Source organism: Xanthomonas sp. BRIP62409 (assembly GCF_003992965.1).
GTDB lineage: Bacteria > Pseudomonadota > Gammaproteobacteria > Xanthomonadales > Xanthomonadaceae > Xanthomonas > Xanthomonas euroxanthea.
The window spans coordinates 131933-152196 of sequence record NZ_QEZJ01000030.1 but is presented as its reverse complement, the minus strand read 5'-3'; the positions used below and the strand labels follow the sequence as shown (position 1 = coordinate 152196).

Here is a 20264-nt window from a genome sequence, read left to right as displayed (position 1 = left end):
AACCGACCACCGCGCGATTGCATCGCACGGTCCCCCTGAGGTTTATCTAAAATGCACTGGCACTGCGTCTGCGCCGGAGATTACCCGCGCAAAAGAACCCACGAATCGCAACATAAAGTGCTGCAGAAACGCCATGAATCGATGATTCAAAACGTGGTCTGAATCTATTGAAAAACCAAAGATTCAATTGGGATTGACATCACACAAGCAGCATCACCGTATACTGCAAGTAAATAACTAGTAGTTTTTATAGTGACCTGAAGTAAACCATGTCCCAGCGTTGATTACTTACTTTCTTGCAGGACCGGAAACGACAACGGCCGTGTGCATCGCTGCACACGGCCGTCCAATGGCACCGTTGGTACGGCGCTTCAGCTCATGCCGTACCGCGCCACATCATCAACCGCACCAGACCCGCGCATTGCGGAACATGCGCAGCCACGGCGAGTCCTCACCCCAGTCGGCCGGGTGCCAGCTCAGGTTTGCCGTGCGCGGGGTGCGCTCCGGATGCGGCATCAGAATGGTGGCGCGACCGTCGGTGCTGGTCAGCCCGGTGATGCCGTCCGGCGAGCCGTTCGGATTGAGCGGGTACTGCGAGGCCACCGCGCCATCGCCATCGATGAAGCGCAGGGCCACACGTGCAGCGGCCTGATCCACCACGGTGTCGAACTCGGCGCGGCCTTCGCCATGCGCCACCGCCACCGGAATCCGCGAGCCGGCCATGCCGCGCAGGAAGATCGACGGCGACTCCACCACTTCCAGCAAGGCGGTGCGCGCTTCGAACTGCTCGCTGCGATTGCGCAGGAACCGCGGCCAATGCTCGGCACCGGGAATGATGTCCTTGAGCTGGCTGAGCATCTGGCAGCCGTTGCACACACCCAGCGCGAAGGTGTCGCTGCGTGCGAAGAACGCGGCGAACGCATCGCGCAAGGCCGACCGTTCCAGGATCGAGGTGGCCCAACCGCGGCCGGCACCCAGCACGTCGCCGTAGCTGAAGCCGCCGCAGGCCGCAAACCCGGAGAACTGCGCCAGATCCACCCGGCCTTCGATCAGGTCGCTCATGTGCACGTCGAACGCACGGAAACCGGCGCGCTCGAAGTTGTAGGCCATCTCGATTTGCCCGTTGACGCCCTGCTCGCGCAGGATCGCCACCTTGGGCCGCGCACCGGTCGCCACGAAGGGCGCGGCCACGTCTTCGGACGGATCGAACACCAGCTTCGGACGCAATCCCGGCGCCTGGAAGTCGCGCGCCTGCGCGCGCTCTTCGTCGGCGGTTTCCGGGTTGTCGCGCAACTTCTGCATGGCGTGGCTCACCGACCACCAGGCATCGAACAAGGCTTCCCAACGCCACTCGGCCAGCACGCGGCCCTGCCCGCTCACGCGGATGCGCGGCGCGCCGGTGGGACGTGCGATGCGCTGCGCGCATTCGGTCAAGGCATGCCGCTCGACCAGATCGGCGAACGCGGCGCGATCCTCGTTGGCGATCTGCACCACCGCGCCCAGTTCTTCGTTGAACAGGCTGCGGAACGCGTCGTCGCCCCAGGCATCGAGTGTGATATCCAGGCCCTGGCGCGAGGCGAACGCCATTTCGCACAGTGCCGCAAACGCACCGCCATCGCTGCGGTCGTGGTACGCCAGCAACAGGCCGCTCTCGCGCGCGGCGCGGATCAGTTCAAAGAAACTGCGCAGGCGCTGCGCATCGTCCAGATCCGGCACCTCGCCGCCGAATGCCGGCAGCGCGGCATCGTCGGCATACACCTGCGCCAGCACCGAGCCACCCAGACGCTGCTTGCCGCCGCCCAACCCGATCAACCACAGCTCGCTCTCTTCGTCGCTACGCAACAGCGGCGTCAACTGTGTGCGCACATCGGCGACAGGCGCGAACGCACTGATGATCAGCGAGACGGGTGAAACGCTCTTGTGCGTTCCACCGGGAATGGGGAGTGGGGAATCGGGAATGGTGGAAGCGGCGGGCTGCGGCGTTTCGCCATTCCCGATTCCCGATTCCCCATTCCCGACAACCCACTGCGCCTGCATCGACAGCGAGTCCTTGCCCACCGGTACGCTCAGTTCGAGCGCCGGGCACAGCTCCATGCCGATCGCACGCACCGCGTCGTACAGCAAGGCGTCTTCGCCGGCATGACCGGCCGCGGCCATCCAGTTGGCCGAGAGCTTGATGCTGTCCAGCGTCTGCACCGGGGCGGCGCACAGGTTGGTGATCGCCTCGCCCACCGCCATGCGTGCCGACGCGGCGGCGTTCAACAACGCCAGCGGGGTGCGCTCGCCGATCGACATCGCCTCGCCAGCGAAGGTATCGAAGCCGGCCAGGGTGATCGCACAATCGGCCAGCGGCAGCTGCCACGGCCCGATCATCTGCTCGCGCGCGGTCAGGCCGCCCACGCTGCGGTCGCCGATGGTGACCAGAAAGCTCTTGGACGCCACCGTGGGATGCGCCAGCACGCGCAGGCCGGCCTGCTGCAGATCCAGCGCGGCGGTCTGCAGCACCGGCCATTGCGGCGCCGGCGGATGCACCGCATCGCGATGCATCTTCGGCGCTTTGCCGAAGAGCACGTCCATCGGCAGATCGATCGGCAGCTGGGATTCGGGATTGGGGATTGGGGATTGGTTGAAAGCAACGGCAGACGCGGTAACTGACGAATCGCTTTTGCGAATCTCGAATCCCGACTCCCCAATCCCGTCCCCAAACACGCCATAGCCGACCACCAGCCGCTCCTCGGCCGTGGCCACGCCGACGGCGGCAAACGGGCAGCGCTCGCGCGCGCAGATGGCGGCGAATTCGTCCAGGCGCGCCTGCGGTACGCCCAGCACGTAGCGCTCCTGCGATTCGTTGCACCACAGTTCCAGCGGCGACAGCGAGGGGTCGTCGGTGAGCACGCGGCCCAGGTCGATGATGCCGCCCACGCCCGAATCGTGCAGCAACTCGGGAATGGCGTTGGACAGGCCGCCCGCGCCCACGTCATGGAACCAGCGGATCGGGTTGTCGGTGCCCAGCGCCACGCAGCGGTCGATGACCTCCTGGCAGCGGCGCTCCATCTCCGGGTTCTCACGCTGCACGCTGGCGAAATCCAGTGCCTCGGCGCTGTCGCCGGCGGCCACCGAACTGGCCGCACCGCCGCCCAGGCCGATCAGCATCGCCGGGCCGCCCAGCACGATCACCGCATCGCCGGGCTGCAGGCGCAGCTTCTCGACCTGGTTGCGATCGATCGCGCCCAGGCCACCGGCCAGCATGATCGGCTTGTCGTAGGCACGGGTCAGGCCCTGCCCTTCGGCAAGCTCGAAGCTGCGGAAATAGCCGAGCAGGTTCGGCCGGCCGAATTCGTTGTTGAACGCGGCGCCGCCGAGCGGGCCGTCGAGCATGATGTCCAGCGCCGGGGCCATGCGCGGGTTCAGCGCGCGCGGCGCCTCCCACGGCTGCGGCAGGGTCGGGATGCGCAGGTGCGAGACCGTGAACCCGGTCAGGCCGGCCTTGGGCTTGCCGCCGCGGCCGGTGGCGCCCTCGTCGCGGATCTCGCCGCCGGCACCGGTGGCGGCGCCGGGGAATGGCGCGATCGCGGTCGGGTGGTTATGCGTTTCCACCTTGATCGCAAACGCCGACGGCAGCACCGCCTCGGCGCGGTACTCGCCGCTGGCCGGATCCGGCCGATAGCGCGCGGCCGGCACGCCTTCCACCACCGCGGCGTTGTCGCTGTAGGCCGACAGGGTGTGCTGCGGGGTCTGCTGGTGGGTGTGCTTGATCATGCGGAACAGCGAGCGTTCCTGCGGCTTGCCGTCGATGGTCCAGCTGGCGTTGAAGATCTTGTGCCGGCAGTGCTCGGAGTTGGCCTGGGCGAACATCATCAGCTCGACATCGGCCGGGTCGCGGCCCAGCTCGGCGAAGCGTTCGCGCAGGTAGTCGATCTCGTCCTGCGCCAGGGCCAGGCCCAGGTCGCGGTTGGCCTGCTCCAGCGCCGCCAGCGGCACGCGCTGCAACTGCCCGCGATCGGGCACGTTGAACAGCGCCTCGGCGGCCGCGGCCGAGCCAAGCAGCGACTGCGTCATCGGGTCGTGCAGCAGCTTGGCCACGGCGGCCTGCGTCGCGTCGTCGGCCGGCCAGCCGGCCAGATCGATGCGGGTGCCGCGCTCCACGCGCTGGATCGGCTGCCCGGCCCCGCGCACCAGTTCGGTGGCCTTGCTCGACCATGGCGACAGCGTGCCCAGGCGCGGCACCACGTAACGCGAGGAAGCCTCCTCGGCCCGCGGCGCGGGGGCGGCTTCGGCCTGCAGGATCCGCTGCAAGGTGGCCTGGTCGGGCGCTTGCCCGGCCTCGGCGCGGATGAAATAGACGTGCCAGGCGCCGGTGATGCGCAGCGCGGGAACGAGGGTTTGCAGGCGGGTTTCGAGCCGAGCGCGGCGGAACGGCGAAAGGGCGGAAGCGCCCTCGAGGACCATCATGTCCGGGGAACCGTGTCAGAAACGGGGCTGCAGATTGTAACGGAGCTGATGCATCGGCGCCGGACCCGGGATGTGGCGGCCAGCGATCTGTGCGGTGGTGACTCGCACCGCCCGGCGCGGATTCGGCACGTTCCGGCCAGATGCGGCAGCGGCAGCGGCAGCGGCGGATGGCGATGCCGACCCGGATTCGCGCGCGCACCTGCCTTGGGCCGGATCTGCGCGCGGGGGCGATGTCCGCAGCGCTGGCCACCACGCCGGTCCATCGCCGCTCTCACCCGACAAACCGTGCTGCCAAACCCTGCGGCCAGCCGGTCCTGAAACGCAACAGGCCGGAATGCATGCGCATCCCGGCCTGTTGATCGATCACGCCGACCGTCGCGGCGGCCAGCGTCAGCGTCAGCGCAGCATCACGGCGCTGCCGTCGAACACGTCAGCGGCTGCCACCGGCGGTGGTGACCGCGCGCTTTTCCAGCGCTTCACGCAGCTGCGCCGGCGGCAGGTAGCCACCGAGCTGGGTGCCGTCCGGGGCGAAGATCGCCGGGGTGCCGTTGACGCCCAGGCGCTGGCCCAGCGTGTATTCCATCGACACCGGGTTCTTGCAGTCCTTGGCATTGACCGGCTGCCCGGACTTGGCGGCGGTCAGCGCCTGCTTGCGGTCGGCGGCGCACCACACCGCGATCATTTCCTTGTGGTCCTGGCTGCCCAGGCCCATACGCGGAAACGCCAGGTATTCCACCGCGATGCCCTGCTTGTTGAGCTCGCCGATCTCGCTGTGCAGCTTGCGGCAGTAGCCGCATTCCACGTCGGTGAACACCGTCACGGTGTACTTGGGGTTTGCCGGCGCAAACACGATGCGGTCGGCCTTGGGCACGGTCTCCAGCTGCTTGCGGCGGTAGGCCAGCAGGCCCGGGCTGGCAGCAAACTGCTTGTTCTGGATGTCGAACGGCTGCGCCTGGATCAGGTAACGGCCGTCGTCGCTGACGTACAGCACCTGCCCGCCGACCACCACTTCGCGGAAACCGGGGAACGGCGCTGCGCCGATGTAGTCCGGCTTGAAATCCGGATCCAGCGCCTTGAGCGCAACGCTCACACGCTGGTCCACGTTGCCCGCGGCGGCGGGGGCGGCAGCAGCGGCTGGCTTGGCGCCGGCGTTGCTTGCCGCAGGCTGCGAGGATTGCGCGCAGGCGGTGAGGCTGAGTGCGCCCAGCAGCGCGGCGATGGCAAGACGATACATTCACGCATCCAGTGGAATGGGGTGTCTGGATTCTCGCACAGCGCAGATGAAGCCAGACAGCGGCTGAAACGCTTTCTTCTTTCTCTGGACCGTTGCCTCGCCTGCGGCGCACCCGCCATCACCCGCGCGGGTGGTGGGCGGCATGCAGCTTCTGCAGGTGCTGACGCGCGACCAGCGTATAGATCTGGGTGGTGGACAGCGAACTGTGACCGAGCAGCATCTGCAGCGCGCGCAGGTCCGCGCCGTGATTGAGCAGATGGGTGGCAAAGCTGTGCCGCAGCCCGTGCGGGCTGACCGTGGCGGGGTCGATCCCGGCCACCGCCGCATAGCGTTTGACCACCGCCCAGAACTGCTGGCGGCTGGGCGGCTGCCGCGCCGCATCGATGAACAACGGCACCTGCCCGTCCACCGCTGCCACCGCCTTGTGGCTGGCCAGCAGCGGGCGCGCCTGGCTCAGATAGCGCTCCAGCCAGTGCTGGGATTCCTCGCCCAACGGCACCAGGCGCTCCTTGCTGCCCTTGCCGGTGACCCGCAGCACGCCCTGGCGCAGGTTGACCCCCACCGCCGGCAGGTTGACCAGTTCACTGACGCGCAGGCCGGCCGCATACATCAGCTCGAGCATCGCGCGGTCGCGCAGGCCCAGCGGCGTGGCGATATCGGGCGCAGCCAGCAGCGCCTCGATCTGCGTCTCGGTCAGCGCCTTGGGCAGCGAGCGCGGCAGGCGTGGCGGGTCCAGCAATGCGGTGGGGTCGTCGCCGCGCACGCCGTCGCGCAGACACAGGCCGTAGAACGCACGCAGGGTCGACAACAGCCGGGCATTGCTGCGCGGCGAATAGCGCGCCTCGGTGCGCCAGCGCAGATAGTCGAACAACACCGCCCGATCGACACCCAGCAAGCCGCCGCCGGCACCGTCGCGCCAACGCGCCAGCCCTTCCAGGTCGCGCCGGTAACTGTCCAGAGTCTGCCGCGCCACGCCCTGCTCGGCCCACAACCGGTCCAGAAAGCGTTCGATGGCGGCGGCATCGGCGGCCTGCACCGGCGGCAGGTGTTGCGCCAGTTGGCGGCGTTCGGCAGGACTGCTGGCTGACATCGCAACAGCATAGAGCGTGGCATGCGTTTTGCGGCGCGCCATGTCAGCCAGGAGCGGGATTTTGCAACGCAGACTGCCTCGATCGGCCACACACCACGTGGCTCTCAGCGCGACACCCAGGCCCCGCCTGGCACGGATTGCCGCAGCGCGACGTTGCTCGCTCGCCTGCGCCGGCTATGCTCGCGGCATGACTTCGCCCCCCTCAGCGCGCAGCGCGCGCGCACCTGCCCTGGTGGTCTGGCGACTGCTGGCCATGTGCTACGACGCCTGGCCGGTGCTCGCGCTGTGGATGCTGATCTCCGCCGCGTTCACGCTGGGATTTACGCTTGCCGGGCATCCGGCCCGCGAGAACATTGCCCCCTTCAGCGGCTGGCAATGGCTGTTGTGGCTGTGCTGCTGGATCGCGGCCGGGGTCTACGCCACCGTCAGCTGGCGACGTGGTGGCCAGACCCTGGGCATGCGCCCGTGGCGCTTGTCGCTGGTCGGGCCGCAAGCCTCGTGGCGCGCACTATGGATCCGCTATGCCGTCGGTACGCTGTCGCTGGCCCTGGCTGGCGCGGGATTCTGGTGGGCCTGGCTGGACCGCGATCGGCTGGCCTGGCACGACCGTGCCAGCGGCACCCGGCTGCAGCGCACGCCCAAGCGCTGAAACGCCTGGGCCGGCAGCTTGCCGACCTCCCCGGCAGGCAGTGCTGGAATGCGGCCGCCGTGCAAAGCCCTGGCAGCCACACGCGCAAACCGGTACCACCGTTTAGCGCAGGCAGCGCACGGTTCCGAAGACGCTGAACCGGCGCAGCCGCGTCAGCTACTGCGCCGTCGGAACAACCACACCGACACGCCCAGCATCACCATCGGTGGCAGCGCATAGGCGATGCGGTAGTCCAGCTTGAGGGCACCGGCCATGCGGCCGAAGAACAGCTGCAGCAGCCAGAACCCCAGCGCGAACAGGATGCCCAGGAACAGGCGCTTGCCCAGCCCGCCGCTGCGCAGCGAACCGAACGAGAACGGGATCGCCGCCATGCACAGCGCCAGCACGTTGAGCGGGTAGAACCAGCGGCTCCAGTACTGATCTTCGTAGTCGCGCGCATCCAGGCCGTTGCGGCGGCGGTATTCGATGCTCTGCTGCAGATCGCGCGCAGACAGGTTGCGCGGCTTGGCCAGCCCGGCCGCCAGCGCTGCCGGGCTGAGCTGCGACTGCCATGCCAGCTCGGGGAAGGTTTCGCGCTGCACCGAGCGTTCCTGGAAGGTATCGCGGCGCACCTGGCGCAGCGTCCAGGTCCCGTTGCGATTCTCGGCCAACGCCGCGTAGGTCAGCTGCGCCAGACGGCCGCCGGCATCGAGGTGATACAGCCGCACATCGTGCAGATCCAATGCGGTGCCGCCGCCGTCGAGCAGCTTCTCTTCGCCGCTCAGCGCATTGAGGAAGGTGTCGCCCTCGCGCGCCCACAGGCCGGAATAGCGCGCCATTGCCATGTCGCTGTTGTAGCGGGCGCTGGTTTTCAGGGTATCGGCCTGGTTCTGTGCCCACGGCCCCACGGTCTCGCCGCTGATCACCATGGTGGCGGTCAGCAGCGCCATGGCCGCCACCACCGAAGCCGACATGCGCTTGCGCGACACGCCGAGTGCACGCAGCGCGGTGAGTTCGGACGTCGCCGCCAGCTGGCCCAGGCCCATCAAGGCGCCGATCACCGCAGCGGTCGGAAACAAGGTGTAGGCCCGGCGCGGCACCGTGTAGGCCACATACGCGATCGCGTGTCCAAAGGTGTAGGCACCCTGGCCGATGTTCTTGGCCTCGCTGGCAAAGGCATTGACCAGATCCAGGCCCAGCAGCACCGCCCAGGTGAGCAGCACGGTGAACAGCACCGCACGCCCGACGTACCAGTCATGCACCCGCGGCATCAGCCTCATGCGCGCACCCTCGGCCGCCGCACGCGGCCATCGCGCGCATACGCCCAGATCGCCACCGCCAGCAGCGGCAAGGTCAGCCACCACAGACCGAGCGCAGCCGGGGTCTTGCCATTGGCGATCCACTGGGTGCCGACGATCATCAGATTGGTACCCACCATGTAGGCCAGGAAGGCCAGCATGATCCGGCCGTAACGCTGCTGCCGCGGCGCGCTGCGCGACAGCGGCAGGGTCAGCAGCGCGAAGGCCAACGCCAGCAACGGCGGCGCCAGGCGCTCATGCAGCTGCGCGCGCGCCGCCGGACGCTGGTCCGAGAGCAGCTGCGTGGTCCACATCACTTCCGGATCGTTGGCATCGTGCACCTGGGCCCGGTCGGGCAAGGCCACGTCGTTGCTGGCGAACTTCATCAAACGGTAGTCCAGGGTGTTGCCGGCGGCCGGGCCTTCGATGCGGTAGCCGTCCTCCAGGCGCAGGTAACGGTCGGCCTTGCCTTCGAAGAACATCGCGCCGCGGTCGGCGGTGACCACGTCGATGCGGTCGTCCTTCTGGCGCTGCAGGAACACCTTGCCCAGGCCCTTGCCGTCGGCCGAGATCGTGGTCAGGTAGACCACCCCGCCGCCGGACAGCGGCGTGAACTTGCCCGATTCCAGGCCGGCCATCACGATGCTGCGGTTGGCGTCCTCCAGCATGGTCTCGGCGGTGCGGCTGGCCCAGGGGCCCAGCCACAGCGAGCACAACCCGATCACCACCACGACCGGCACCACCAGCATCAACATCGGCCGCAACATGCGCCGCGGGCCCACGCCGATGGCGGTGATGACCGCCATTTCTGAATCGCGGTACAGCCGCGCCAGTGCCAATAACAGCCCCAGCATCAGCGCCAGCGGCAGGATGATCGGCAGGTACGCCACGAATTGCAGGCCCACCTGGGACAGCAGCAAGCGAGCAGGGATGCGGCCATCGGCGATATTGCCGAGGATATCCACCAGCACACCGCCCACGCTGACGACCAGCAGCACGATCAAGGTGGCCAGGAAGCTCTGGGTGAAATCGCTAAGCAGGTATCGATCGAGCTTCGGCATGGGGTGGGCTTGTTTTAAACTCTCGGATTCGTTCGCGGCGGCGCCAGCCTAGTCCGGTTGGCGTAAACAGCCCGCGATTGTACGGATTTGCCTACGGAATCTGATCAATGGCCCTGCAATTCACCCTGAACCAAGACGCGCCGGCAAGCGCCGCCGTCGACTGCATCGTGGTTGGCGTGTTCGCCGACAAGACCCTGTCGCCCGCCGCCCAGGCGCTGGACAGTGCCAGCCAGGGCCGTCTGACGGCCCTGGTGGCACGTGGCGACGTGGCTGCCAAGACCGGCAGCACCAGCCTGCTGCACGACCTGCCGGGCGTTGCCGCCCCGCGCGTGCTGGTGGTGGGCCTGGGCGAGGCCGGCAAGTTCGGCGTGGCGCCGTACCTCAAGGCGGTGGGCGATGCGACCCGCGCGCTGAAGACCGGCCCGGTCGGCACCGCCCTGCTCACCCTGACCGAATTGCCGGTCAAGGCGCGCGACAGCGCCTGGAACATCCGCCAGGCGATCATCGTCAGCGACCATGCCGCCTACCGCTACACCGCCACGCTGGGCAAGAAGAAGGTCGACGAGACCGGCCTGACCACGCTGGCGATCGCCGGCGACGACGCCCGTGCCCTGGCCGTGGGCGTGGCCACCGCCGAGGGCGTGGAATTCGCCCGCGAGCTGGGCAACCTGCCGCCGAACTATTGCACCCCGGCCTACCTGGCCGAGACCGCGGCCGCCTTCGCCGGCAAGTTCCCCGGCGCCGAGGCCGAGATCCTGGACGAGACGCAGATGGAGTCGCTGGGCATGGGCTCGCTGCTGTCGGTGGCGCGTGGCTCGGCCAACCGCCCGCGGCTGATCGTGCTGAAGTGGAACGGCGGCGGCGACGCGCGCCCCTACGTGCTGGTCGGCAAGGGCATCACCTTCGACACCGGCGGCGTCAACCTCAAGACGCAGGGCGGCATCGAGGAAATGAAGTACGACATGTGCGGCGGCGCCAACGTCATCGGCACCTTCGTGGCCACGGTCAAGGCCGAGCTGCCGATCAACCTGGTGGTGGTGGTGCCGGCGGTGGAGAACGCCATCGACGGCAATGCCTATCGCCCCTCCGACGTGATCACCAGCATGTCCGGCAAGACCATCGAGGTCGGCAATACCGACGCCGAAGGCCGCCTGATCCTGTGCGATGCGCTGACCTACGCCGAGCGCTTCAACCCCGAAGCCCTGGTGGACGTGGCCACGCTGACCGGCGCCTGCATGGTGGCGCTGGGCCACCAGACCGCCGGCCTGATGAGCAAGCACGACGACCTGGCCAACGAACTGCTGGCCGCCGGTGAGCACGTGTTCGACCGCGCCTGGCGCCTGCCGCTGTGGGACGAGTACCAGGGCCTGCTGGATTCCACCTTCGCCGACGTCTACAACATCGGCGGCCGCTGGGGCGGCGCGATCACCGCCGGCTGCTTCCTGTCGCGCTTCACCGAGAACCAGCGCTGGGCGCATCTGGACATCGCCGGCGTCGCCAGCGACGAAGGCAAGCGCGGCATGGCCACCGGACGCCCGGTGGGGCTGTTGACGCAGTGGTTGCTGGACCGCGCCGCCAGCGGCGCGGCGTGATTGGGGAGTGGAGATTCGGGATTCGTGCGAGCGCACGCATCCCGCCGTCCTTAGCCACCTGCAGGCAGACAGTGACCCGCTGTCGCCAATCCCGAATCCCCCTCAACGAATCCCTGCCCTGATGCCCCGTGCCGACTTCTACCTGATCGCCAAACCGCGCTTCCTCAACGAACCGCTGCGGCTGGTCTGCGAGCTGGCGCGCAAGGCCAACGACGCCAACCTGCCTACGCTGATCCTGGCGCGCGACGCCGCGCAGGCCGAGGCATTGGACGACCTGCTGTGGGCATTCGACGACGAGGCCTACATCCCGCACCAGATTGCCGGCACCGACGAGGAAGACGAGCTGGCACCGGTACTGATCGCCTCCCCGGAGTTCGATGCTCCTTCGCGCCCGCTGGTGATCAACCTGCGCGACGATCCCTATCTGGGCGCCTGCGACCGCGTGCTGGAAGTCGTCCCCGCCGACCCGGCGGCCCGCGAACCGCTGCGCGAACGCTGGAAGCAGTACAAGGCCCTGGGCCTGGAACTGACCAAGTACGACATGTGAGAGGGGCGGGGATTTGGGAGTTGGGATTGGGGATTCGTAAAAGCAGATTTTTTGCGCGTCCCTAGGCTGCATCCAGCCACGCATTCCAAGTAGCCGATCTTCGCTCCACACCACCACTGCTGACGTTGATGAGTGGATTGCCAGTGCTTCTCGCCGGCCCCATGACGCAACCAATCCCGAATCCCGAACAACGAATCCCCGCCCCACTATGACCACCCTCGCCTCCAGCTACGACCCCTCTTCCTTCGAATCGCGCCTGTACGCGCAGTGGGAGGCTGCCGGGTATTTCGTGCCGTCCGGCCAGGGTGAGCCGTATACGGTCCTGCTGCCGCCGCCGAATGTGACCGGTACGCTGCACATGGGCCATGCGTTCCAGCAGACGCTGATGGATGCGTTGGTGCGCTATCACCGCATGCGCGGCTTCGACACGCTGTGGCAGGTGGGCACCGACCATGCCGGCATCGCCACCGAGATGGTGGTGTCGCGCAACCTGGCGCTGGAAGGCAAGGGCGAAACGCGCGACTCGCTGGGGCGCGAGGGCTTCATCGCCAAGGTGTGGGAGTGGAAGGCCGAATCCGGCGACACCATCGAGCGCCAGATGCGCCGCCTGGGCACCTCCAGCGACTGGTCGCGCAGCACCTTCACCATGGACCCGCAGCCGTCGGCCGCGGTCAACGAAGCGTTCGTGCTCTGGTACGAGCAGGGCCTGATCTATCGCGGCCAGCGCCTGGTCAACTGGGACCCGGTGCTGAAGACCGCGATCTCCGACCTGGAGGTGGAAAACGTCGAGGAAGACGGCTTCCTGTGGTCGATCCGCTATCCGCTGGCCGATGGCGTGACCTACGAGCACGTCGAGCACGATGCCGACGGCGCCGAGACGCTGCGCGAGACCCGCGATTACCTGGTGGTCGCCACCACGCGCCCGGAGACCATGCTGGGCGATACCGCAGTGATGGTGCATCCGGAAGACCCACGCTATGCCACGCTGCACGGCGCCCGCATCGTGCTGCCGCTGACCGGCCGGCAAGTGCCGGTGATCACCGACGACTATGTCGACCGCGCCTTCGGCACCGGCGTGGTCAAGGTCACGCCTGCGCATGACTTCAACGATTACCAGGTGGGTGTGCGGCATGAGTTGCCGCTGATCAACCTGTTCACCGTCACCGCCACCATCAACGAGAATGCGCCGGAGCGGTACCGCGGTCTGGATCGTTACGACGCACGCAAGCTGGTGCTGTCCGAACTGGAAGACCTGGGCGTCTTGGTCGAAACCAAGCCACACAAGCTGCAGGTGCCGCGCGGCGACCGTACCGGCCAGGTGATCGAGCCGTATCTCACCGACCAGTGGTTCGTGAAGATGGACGCGCTGGCCAAGCGCGGCCTGGAGCTGGTCGAAAGCGGCCAGGTCAAGTTCGTCCCGCCGAACTGGATCAACACCTATCGCCACTGGATGGAGAACATCCAGGATTGGTGCATCAGCCGTCAGCTGTGGTGGGGGCATCGCATTCCGGCGTGGTTCGACGAGGCAGGCAAGTGCTATGTCGGCCATGACGAAGCCGAGGTGCGCGCGAAGCACGGCCTGGGTGCCGACGTCGCACTGCACCAGGACAGCGACGTGCTGGAAACCTGGTTCTCCTCGCAACTGTGGCCGTTCTCCACGCTGGGCTGGCCGGACGCGAACGCGATGGCCGAGCGCGGTTTCGCGCGCTATCTGCCATCGTCGGTGCTGGTCACCGGCTTCGACATCATCTTCTTCTGGGTGGCGCGCATGATCATGGCCACCGACAGCTTCACCGGCCAGGTGCCGTTCCGCGATGTCTATATCACCGGCCTGATCCGCGATGCGCAGGGCCAGAAGATGTCCAAGTCCAAGGGCAACGTGCTCGACCCGCTGGACATCATCGACGGCATCAGCATCGAAGACCTGGTTGCCAAGCGCACTACCGGGCTGATGCAGCCACGCATGGCCGAGAAGATCGAAAAAGCCACGCGCAAGGAGTTTCCGGACGGCATCATCGCCCATGGTGCCGACGCGTTGCGCTTCACCATCGCCGCACTCGCCACGCATGGCCGCGACATCAAGTTCGATCTGGGCCGCGCCGAAGGCTACAAGAACTTCTGCAACAAGCTGTGGAACGCCACGCGCTTTGTGCTGATGAACACCGAAGGCGCACGCTTTGCCGGCGTGCCGCAGCCGCGTACCGAAGCCGAGCAATGGATTCTGGCGCGCCTGGACAAGGTGACTGCAGAAACCCACGCACACTACGCCAGCTACCGCTTCGATCTGCTGACGCAATCGCTGTACGAATTCGCATGGAATGCGTTCTGCGACTGGTTCGTCGAACTGGCCAAGCCCGCGCTCAACGGCCAGGACAGCGAGGCAGCCGCCAGCACGCGCCACACACTGCTGTACGTGCTCGAAGCGCTGCTGCGCCTGCTGCACCCACTCACCCCGTTCGTCACCGAGGAACTGTGGCAGCAGGTTGCACCGCGCCTGGGCATCAGCGCCGCCACGATCTCGTTGCAGGCATTCCCGCAGGCCGGCGATGTCGACACTGCGGGCTACACCAGCGCAGAGGCGGATGTCGAATGGCTGAAGTCGATGGTGTCGGCACTGCGTCGTGTGCGCAGCGAGTTGAACGTACCGCCGTCCAAGCAGGTACGTCTGCTGCTGCAGGCCGGCACTGCCGACGATCGCGCCCGTGTCGGCCGCTTCGCCTCGCAGCTGTCGTTCCTGCTCAAGCTCGAAGCGATCGACTGGCTCGACGCCGGCCAGGACACACCTCCGTCGGCCACGGCCATCGTCGGCGAGCTCACCCTGCTGGTGCCGCTGGAAGGCCTGGTCGACATGGATGCCGAACGCACGCGCCTGGACAAGGAAATCAAACGCGTGGAAGCCGAGATCGGCAAGTGCAATGGCAAGCTGGGCAACGCCACGTTTGTGCAGAACGCACCGGCCGTGGTGGTCGAGCAGGAACGCGCGCGCCTGAACGACTGGACCACGCAGCTGACCGGCCTGCGCGAGCAACGCGCCAAGCTCTAGGACCGCCAATCACTGTTGGCCGGGACGGGGTCAACAGCCTGGTTAGTCGAGGGCGCGGTGCCCTCACCGCGTGCGCGACACGCCGTGAACCCGCCCCTGGGAGCTCGGTGGCGGCATCCATGCCGCCACACGGTCCCGCAACGGACAAGGACACCGCACCAGACAATTGGTCGGCGCTCATCTGAAAAGCTGTCTGTCGCGCGGTGCGCATCAGACGTAGAGGCGATGCTTCACGATCGAACAAGGCGCACCCAGCACTGCTCTACGTTACGTACCGACCATCTCGACTGGTCCTTGCCCGCTCACCGTCGCGGGACCTTGAGCGGCATGGATGCCGCGCCAGAGCCTACAAGGACGTACTTGCGGCGTGTCCTGCGATGGTGGGCGGGCAAGGGCCGCGCAGCAAACTCGCAGCGTCGAGGCCGCGGTGCCCTCACCGCTTGCGGGACACGCCGTGAACCCGTCCCTGGGGGCTCGGTGGCGGCATCCATGCCGCCACACGGTCCCGCAACCGGCAAGACACCGCGCCAGACAGTTGGTCGGCTGCTTTACTGAAAACCATGCACACCGATCATCTCGACTGGTCCTTGCCCGCCCACCGTCGCGGGACCTTACGCGGCATCGATGCCGAGTAATGGTGGGCGGGCAAGGGCCCTGCATGGATCCTGCGCCCGGCTGCGCAGAGAACTGAAGACGCGTGATGCTGCGCGCACGCGCCAGGCGTCGAAACAGCGTATGTCGCCGGACAATGAGACATCGATAAGGACATTACGCAAACGCACAACGCCCACAGTGCTGCGGGCGTTATGAAAAGACGTGCAACGCTGCACGCATCGCGGCGTTGCGTACCGCAGGGGCCTTACAGCTTGCCCGCCCCGGCCTTTGCCTTGACGTCTGCCGCCACCTTGGTGGCGGCCAGCAGGCTGTAGGTATACGGCGGCTTCCAGCCGATGTTGCTGTTCCACGAGCAATTCAGCGCCTTGCCGTTGATCAGCGAACCCTGGTCACGATACACGCTGCCCTTGTAGTCGCCGGCGATCTTGTCGCAGCTGCTCACACCACCGATGTCGAACGCATTTGCAGTACCCGTCTTGCGGGCACTGCATTTGCGTGGTGCATTGATAAGGCTTACAGCTTTCCGGCGCCGGCCTTCGCCTTGACGTCCGTAGCGACCTTGTCGGCCGACAGCAGGCTATAGGTGTACGGCGGGGTCCAGCCGATGTTGCTGTTCCACGAGCACGTCAGCGCCTTGCCGTTGAGCAGTGAGCCTTGATCGCGATAGACGCTGCCGCCGTAGTCGGCCGCAATCTTGTCGCAGCTGCTCACTCCACTGATGTCGAACACGTTGCGCTCGGAGAAGATCTTCGACTCCTTGCCCACGCCATGCGCGTGCGAGAACTTGTAGACCGGATGGGTGGTGCTGCCGACGTGGTAGTTGTTGTACAGATGCACCTGCCCGAAGCGCACCCGCGGTGCGCGTGCGGAGATGTTCTCGAACAAGGTGTTGTGGATGGTCACCTTGAGCTTGCCGCTGTCGGTGCTGGAGGCGCTGTCGCTGGAACCGATCAGGTCGTTCTTCTCGTGCGACTTGAACGCCGAGTAAGAAATGGTGACGAAGTTGGCGCCCTTCTTGACGTCCATCGCGCCATCGTGATGCTGCTTGGGACGGCCGTTGGCGGTGCCGTTCTGATCGTCGGTACGACGACCGTCGGTGAAGGTGACATGGTCCACCCACACATTGGTTGCGCCCTCGACCGTCAGGCCGTCGTACTCGGCATTCCAGTTGCCGGCGCTGCCGTCATCCGGGTCCCAGACCGGCTGCGGATCCCACGGATTTTCGATGGTGAGATTGCGGATGATGACGTCGTTGGCCTTGACGTAGAAATAGCCTTCGCGGATCTCCGCATTGCTGGTGATGCCGATCAGCGTGGTCTTGGTGGGGATGTCCAACCGCGCGCGGCTCTTCATATCCGAGGTCGTGGTGTACGGCTTGCCTTCGCTGATATCGATGATGCCGCTGATCTTGATGATGCGCCCGTTGCTGCCCACGCTGGCTTTCAGCGCGCTCTTCAGCTCGGCGGCAGTCTTGACCGTGTAGATATTGGCTGCGGCCGCTTTGGAACCGCCTTTGGTCCCTCCGTTCTGTGTTGCCCAACCAGTGGTTGCAACTTCCAGTGCAGGATCGGCGCAGGCAACGCCAACAACCAGCAACGACCCGACAAACAGCGACGCGGCGGCCGCCGTTGAAAATTTCGGCTTCATCTTGATCTCTCCCTCGGATAGGTTCGATGCGCCGCGCGGCGGCACACCCCTCGTCTAGCAGGCGCGGAACATACTTTTCATCTCTGTAATGTTCAGTTCCGCGACGCCGATACTAGGAGCATCGCAATGGCTTGTATCTAGCCGATGTATCGATGTGCACGCGCAGTCACGCAAACGGTTGCGGGACATCCAGGAGAAGACAAAACGCTGTAATCAAGACACGCGGAGACAGGCATGAGGACACTGCAGCGCAGCATGCTCTGCAGCGCAACGCAGACCGACACAGCTCCAGCACGGTGTGCCGCCGCCATCACATGCATGCGTGTTTTTTTTCGGCGCGCACGGCAATTGCATCGCTATCGCAGTGCGCCTGGCACATGGACACAGTCGATTGGCGCTGCTGGAAAACACGGGTGGCACGTGGCGGCATGATCACCGTCGCGGCTGCCGGTGCGTCCTGCCGGATGGCGCCGCGCAGGCGACACCTCGGGCGATGCAAATGGGAAAAACATTCACCCTGTTGCGATCGATTGCAGCGATGCGCAACAGCTCGGCGCACAGCGGGTGCGTTGCTTGATGACCTGATCGTGGTGCATCACCACAACGCCGCTTCGGGGCGAAACAGCAAGGCGCCAGCACGGTCGCCTGGCGGCTATGCAGGAGCCGGCCTGGTGTCTCGGGTCGTGACGCGTGCCTCACCGATGCAACCGCGCGACGCGTATCAGGTGCGTCGGGGCAGAACCAGCCGGACGCGGGAGAACGCTTCCATCAGCCTCGGCCGATGAGGCTCAGGAGAACCCTTCGAAGGACAACTCGATCGCCATCACCAGCGCATCTTCGCGGCCGGTGTTGGAGGGGTAGTAGCGTGGGCGCCGCCCGATCTCATTGAAGCCTTCGGAGTGATACAGCGCAATCGCCGACGGATTGGACGGGCGTACTTCCAGAAACGCGCGCCGCGCGCCGCGATCGCAGGCACCCTTGATCAGCGCGCGCAACAGCACGCGGCCATGCCCGCGGGATTGCGCCTCCGGTGCGATGCAGACATTGAGCACGTGCGCCTCGTCGGCAGCGATGCTGATCACTCCGTAGCCAATGACCTGCCCGCCCTGCTCCATCACCCAGCCCGGATAGCCGGCCTGCAGGCAGTCGCGAAAGATGCTGCGCGTCCACGGGAACGGATAGGCCCGATGTTCGATGTCCATCACCACATCCAGATCGCTCTCGCGCATGGCGCGCAGCGAGGTGGGCAGTGGCGCGTTCAAGGCGCTCATGCCGGGTTCCGACGCCGCCGCAGCGCGCGCAGTTGCGGCCACAGCGCGCGCTTGGCGGCCGGGTTGCCGCGCAGCTCGGCCAGCGGCCAGGACGCCATCAAGGCTTGCGTATTCGGATCGCCGGGGTTGCAGCCGGAGGCGCGCAGCAACGCCATCTGCAGGCGATCGGGCATGCCGACCCGGCTGCGCCGCGGCGGCGCTGCCGGCGCAGTCGTGACTGCATCCGGCGCGTGGGCCGGCGCCACCGGTGCGCTGCGGCGGACCGCCGGCGCTACCGCTGGCGCCGGCATTGGTGGCGTGCGCTCCACGCGCGGCGGTGCAGCCGCCGGCGCACGCTCGATCGTCTCCTCAGGCACCGCCGCCGCGTCCACGGTGTCGCGGTCCAGATAGACGGTGTGTCCCAACGCCTGCAGATACGACACCTGCAGATCGGACCACATCGGCTCGGAGGCCAATTGACTCATGGCATCTGGCTCATGGCAGCTCGGGCGTGCGCCGCCAGCGCCGCCACAGCCACATCACCGGCCCGGACAGTGCATACAGCACGCCGATCACCAGCAGCGAACGGGCCAGATCGATCACCAGCAGCGCGATCACCACCGTGGCGATCGCCAGCGCCAGGAACGGCACACGGTCGGCACGCGGACCACGGGCGCCGCCCTTGAAACTCCAGAACCGGATCCGGCTGACCATCAGCAAGGCCGATACCACCGTGACCGCCAGCGCCAGGTAACGCAGCTGCTCGCCATCGAAGCCCAGGCTGTCGTCGGCAAACGCCCAGACGAAGGACATCATCAAGCCGGCGGCCGCCGGGCTGGCCAGGCCGATGAACCAGCGCTTGTCGACCACCCCCACTTGCGTGTTGAAGCGCGCCAGGCGCAGTGCCGCGCAGGCCGCATACAGAAACGCGGCCGACCAGCCGACCCGGCCCATCACGTTGCTGTCGTACTTCAGCGCCGACAGCGACCAGTGATACATCACCAGCGCCGGGGCCATGCCGAAGCTGACCAGATCGGCCAGCGAGTCGTACTGCACGCCGAACTCGCTGCTGGTATTGGTCAGGCGCGCGACCCGGCCGTCCAGCCCGTCCATCACCGCGGCCACGAACACCGCCATGGCGGCCTGGACGAATTGCCCGTTGGCGGCGGCGATGATGGCGTAGAAACCGGAAAACAGCCCGGCGGTGGTGAACAGGTTCGGCAGCAGGTAGATCGTGCGCGAGCGCGGGGGCGGTCTCATCTCATCCATCCGGCAAGTGTAGGGCCTGAGGTCCATCCGGCGGTAGCGCGCCGGCGGCGTGCAGCCTCACTTGCCAGCGCCGGCCGCGGATGCTGCAATCGCCGCGGGAATCATCCAGGGGAAGCCACATGCACCTGTCGTCCGGGCTTTGCGCCCTGTTGATGCTGGTCAGCGCCGCCGCCGGCGCGACCGATCTGTACAAATGGAAGGACGCCAAGGGCGTCACCCACTACACCGAAACCCCGCCACCGTCCGGCCAGCGCTACGAAGCGCGCCGGATCGATGCACGCAGCGGCACCGCCGCCATCGCCGCGCCGGACACCACCACGCCCGAATCGGCCGACTGCCTGACCGCACGCCGCAACCTGGAACTGCTCAGTGGCAAGGGCGAGGTCACCATGGGTGCCGGCGCCGATGGCAAGCCCGGCACCCCGCTGGACCCGGATGCCCGCGCGGCGCAACGCAACCTCGCCGAAGCGGCCGCCAAGGCCTATTGCAAGCCGGCAGCGAGCGGCACTCCGGCCTCCTGAGCCGGCCCGGGAGCGGC

14 protein-coding genes and 1 pseudogene are annotated in these 20264 nt (G+C 66.8%); 5 read left to right on the top strand and 10 right to left on the bottom strand.

What is annotated here, in order from left to right; all coding sequences use genetic code 11:
* Nucleotides 1-399: 399 nt before the first annotated feature.
* The 3 genes from purL to xerD form a co-directional block, all read right to left on the bottom strand.
* Nucleotides 400-4452 (bottom strand): phosphoribosylformylglycinamidine synthase, encoded by a 4053-nt coding sequence (purL, locus tag EO170_RS18375; RefSeq protein ID WP_126947183.1) that lies wholly within the window; start codon nucleotides 4450-4452, stop codon nucleotides 400-402.
* A gap of 430 nt (nucleotides 4453-4882) precedes the next feature.
* Nucleotides 4883-5686, bottom strand: coding sequence for a DsbC family protein (locus EO170_RS18370; protein WP_104585968.1), 804 nt, complete (start codon nucleotides 5684-5686; stop codon nucleotides 4883-4885).
* Between the two features lie 118 nt (nucleotides 5687-5804).
* On the bottom strand, nucleotides 5805-6776 hold the full coding sequence (xerD, locus tag EO170_RS18365) for a site-specific tyrosine recombinase XerD (protein ID WP_126947180.1): 972 nt from the start codon (nucleotides 6774-6776) through the stop codon (nucleotides 5805-5807).
* Between the two features lie 187 nt (nucleotides 6777-6963).
* Between xerD and EO170_RS18360 the strand changes: the two genes are divergently transcribed.
* On the top strand, nucleotides 6964-7425 hold the full coding sequence (locus EO170_RS18360) for an RDD family protein (RefSeq protein WP_126947177.1): 462 nt from the start codon (nucleotides 6964-6966) through the stop codon (nucleotides 7423-7425).
* A 152-nt stretch (nucleotides 7426-7577) separates the two neighbouring features.
* On the opposite strand, the gene lptG is transcribed toward EO170_RS18360, so the two are convergent.
* Nucleotides 7578-8684, bottom strand: a complete 1107-nt coding sequence (lptG, locus tag EO170_RS18355; protein WP_104585972.1) for an LPS export ABC transporter permease LptG — start codon at nucleotides 8682-8684, stop codon at nucleotides 7578-7580.
* Nucleotides 8681-9763, bottom strand: coding sequence for an LPS export ABC transporter permease LptF (lptF, locus tag EO170_RS18350; RefSeq protein WP_104585974.1), 1083 nt, complete (start codon nucleotides 9761-9763; stop codon nucleotides 8681-8683). The genes lptG and lptF overlap by 4 nt, the downstream gene beginning before the upstream one ends.
* Nucleotides 9764-9870: 107 nt before the next feature.
* Here lptF and EO170_RS18345 point away from each other — a divergent pair, with 107 nt between their 5' ends.
* The 3 genes from EO170_RS18345 (at nucleotide 9871) to EO170_RS18335 (ending at nucleotide 14945) form a co-directional block, all read left to right on the top strand.
* Nucleotides 9871-11355, top strand: coding sequence for a leucyl aminopeptidase (locus tag EO170_RS18345; RefSeq protein ID WP_104560061.1), 1485 nt, complete (start codon nucleotides 9871-9873; stop codon nucleotides 11353-11355).
* Nucleotides 11356-11476: 121 nt separating this feature from the next.
* A complete protein-coding gene (locus tag EO170_RS18340) occupies nucleotides 11477-11902 on the top strand; it encodes a DNA polymerase III subunit chi (protein WP_104535058.1) in 426 nt (141 codons plus the stop codon).
* Nucleotides 11903-12110: 208 nt separating this feature from the next.
* Nucleotides 12111-14945, top strand: coding sequence for a valine--tRNA ligase (locus tag EO170_RS18335; RefSeq protein ID WP_126947174.1), 2835 nt, complete (start codon nucleotides 12111-12113; stop codon nucleotides 14943-14945).
* Nucleotides 14946-15804: 859 nt separating this feature from the next.
* On the opposite strand, the pseudogene EO170_RS18320 reads toward EO170_RS18335, so the two are convergent.
* The 5 genes and pseudogenes from EO170_RS18320 to pssA all read right to left on the bottom strand — a co-directional run.
* Nucleotides 15805-16017: pseudogene (locus EO170_RS18320) on the bottom strand (pectate lyase); the annotation flags it as partial.
* A gap of 56 nt (nucleotides 16018-16073) precedes the next feature.
* Nucleotides 16074-17207: a pectate lyase gene (locus EO170_RS18315; RefSeq protein WP_126947171.1), complete on the bottom strand. Its 1134-nt coding sequence runs from the start codon at nucleotides 17205-17207 to the stop codon at nucleotides 16074-16076.
* Nucleotides 17208-17995: 788 nt separating this feature from the next.
* Complete coding sequence (gene rimI / locus EO170_RS18310) at nucleotides 17996-18478, bottom strand: ribosomal protein S18-alanine N-acetyltransferase (RefSeq protein WP_164739833.1); 483 nt, start codon at nucleotides 18476-18478, stop codon at nucleotides 17996-17998.
* A complete protein-coding gene (locus tag EO170_RS18305; RefSeq protein WP_115677909.1) occupies nucleotides 18475-18942 on the bottom strand; it encodes an alanine acetyltransferase in 468 nt (155 codons plus the stop codon). Before EO170_RS18305 ends, rimI begins: the two co-directional genes overlap by 4 nt.
* A gap of 10 nt (nucleotides 18943-18952) precedes the next feature.
* Nucleotides 18953-19726, bottom strand: a complete 774-nt coding sequence (gene pssA, locus EO170_RS18300) for a CDP-diacylglycerol--serine O-phosphatidyltransferase (RefSeq protein ID WP_104583307.1) — start codon at nucleotides 19724-19726, stop codon at nucleotides 18953-18955.
* Nucleotides 19727-19845: 119 nt separating this feature from the next.
* Here pssA and EO170_RS18295 point away from each other — a divergent pair, with 119 nt between their 5' ends.
* On the top strand, nucleotides 19846-20247 hold the full coding sequence (locus EO170_RS18295) for a DUF4124 domain-containing protein (protein WP_104583306.1): 402 nt from the start codon (nucleotides 19846-19848) through the stop codon (nucleotides 20245-20247).
* Nucleotides 20248-20264: the final 17 nt, after the last annotated feature.

Coding starts and splice junctions, on each gene's coding strand:
- purL (WP_126947183.1), bottom strand. CDS start 4,452: ATGATGGTCCTCGAGGGCGCTTCCGCCCTTTCGCCGTTCCGCCGCGCT.
- EO170_RS18370 (WP_104585968.1), bottom strand. CDS start 5,686: ATGTATCGTCTTGCCATCGCCGCGCTGCTGGGCGCACTCAGCCTCACC.
- xerD (WP_126947180.1), bottom strand. CDS start 6,776: ATGTCAGCCAGCAGTCCTGCCGAACGCCGCCAACTGGCGCAACACCTG.
- EO170_RS18360 (WP_126947177.1), top strand. CDS start 6,964: ATGACTTCGCCCCCCTCAGCGCGCAGCGCGCGCGCACCTGCCCTGGTG.
- lptG (WP_104585972.1), bottom strand. CDS start 8,684: ATGAGGCTGATGCCGCGGGTGCATGACTGGTACGTCGGGCGTGCGGTG.
- lptF (WP_104585974.1), bottom strand. CDS start 9,763: ATGCCGAAGCTCGATCGATACCTGCTTAGCGATTTCACCCAGAGCTTC.
- EO170_RS18345 (WP_104560061.1), top strand. CDS start 9,871: ATGGCCCTGCAATTCACCCTGAACCAAGACGCGCCGGCAAGCGCCGCC.
- EO170_RS18340 (WP_104535058.1), top strand. CDS start 11,477: ATGCCCCGTGCCGACTTCTACCTGATCGCCAAACCGCGCTTCCTCAAC.
- EO170_RS18335 (WP_126947174.1), top strand. CDS start 12,111: ATGACCACCCTCGCCTCCAGCTACGACCCCTCTTCCTTCGAATCGCGC.
- EO170_RS18315 (WP_126947171.1), bottom strand. CDS start 17,207: ATGAAGCCGAAATTTTCAACGGCGGCCGCCGCGTCGCTGTTTGTCGGG.
- rimI (WP_164739833.1), bottom strand. CDS start 18,478: ATGAGCGCCTTGAACGCGCCACTGCCCACCTCGCTGCGCGCCATGCGC.
- EO170_RS18305 (WP_115677909.1), bottom strand. CDS start 18,942: ATGAGTCAATTGGCCTCCGAGCCGATGTGGTCCGATCTGCAGGTGTCG.
- pssA (WP_104583307.1), bottom strand. CDS start 19,726: ATGGATGAGATGAGACCGCCCCCGCGCTCGCGCACGATCTACCTGCTG.
- EO170_RS18295 (WP_104583306.1), top strand. CDS start 19,846: ATGCACCTGTCGTCCGGGCTTTGCGCCCTGTTGATGCTGGTCAGCGCC.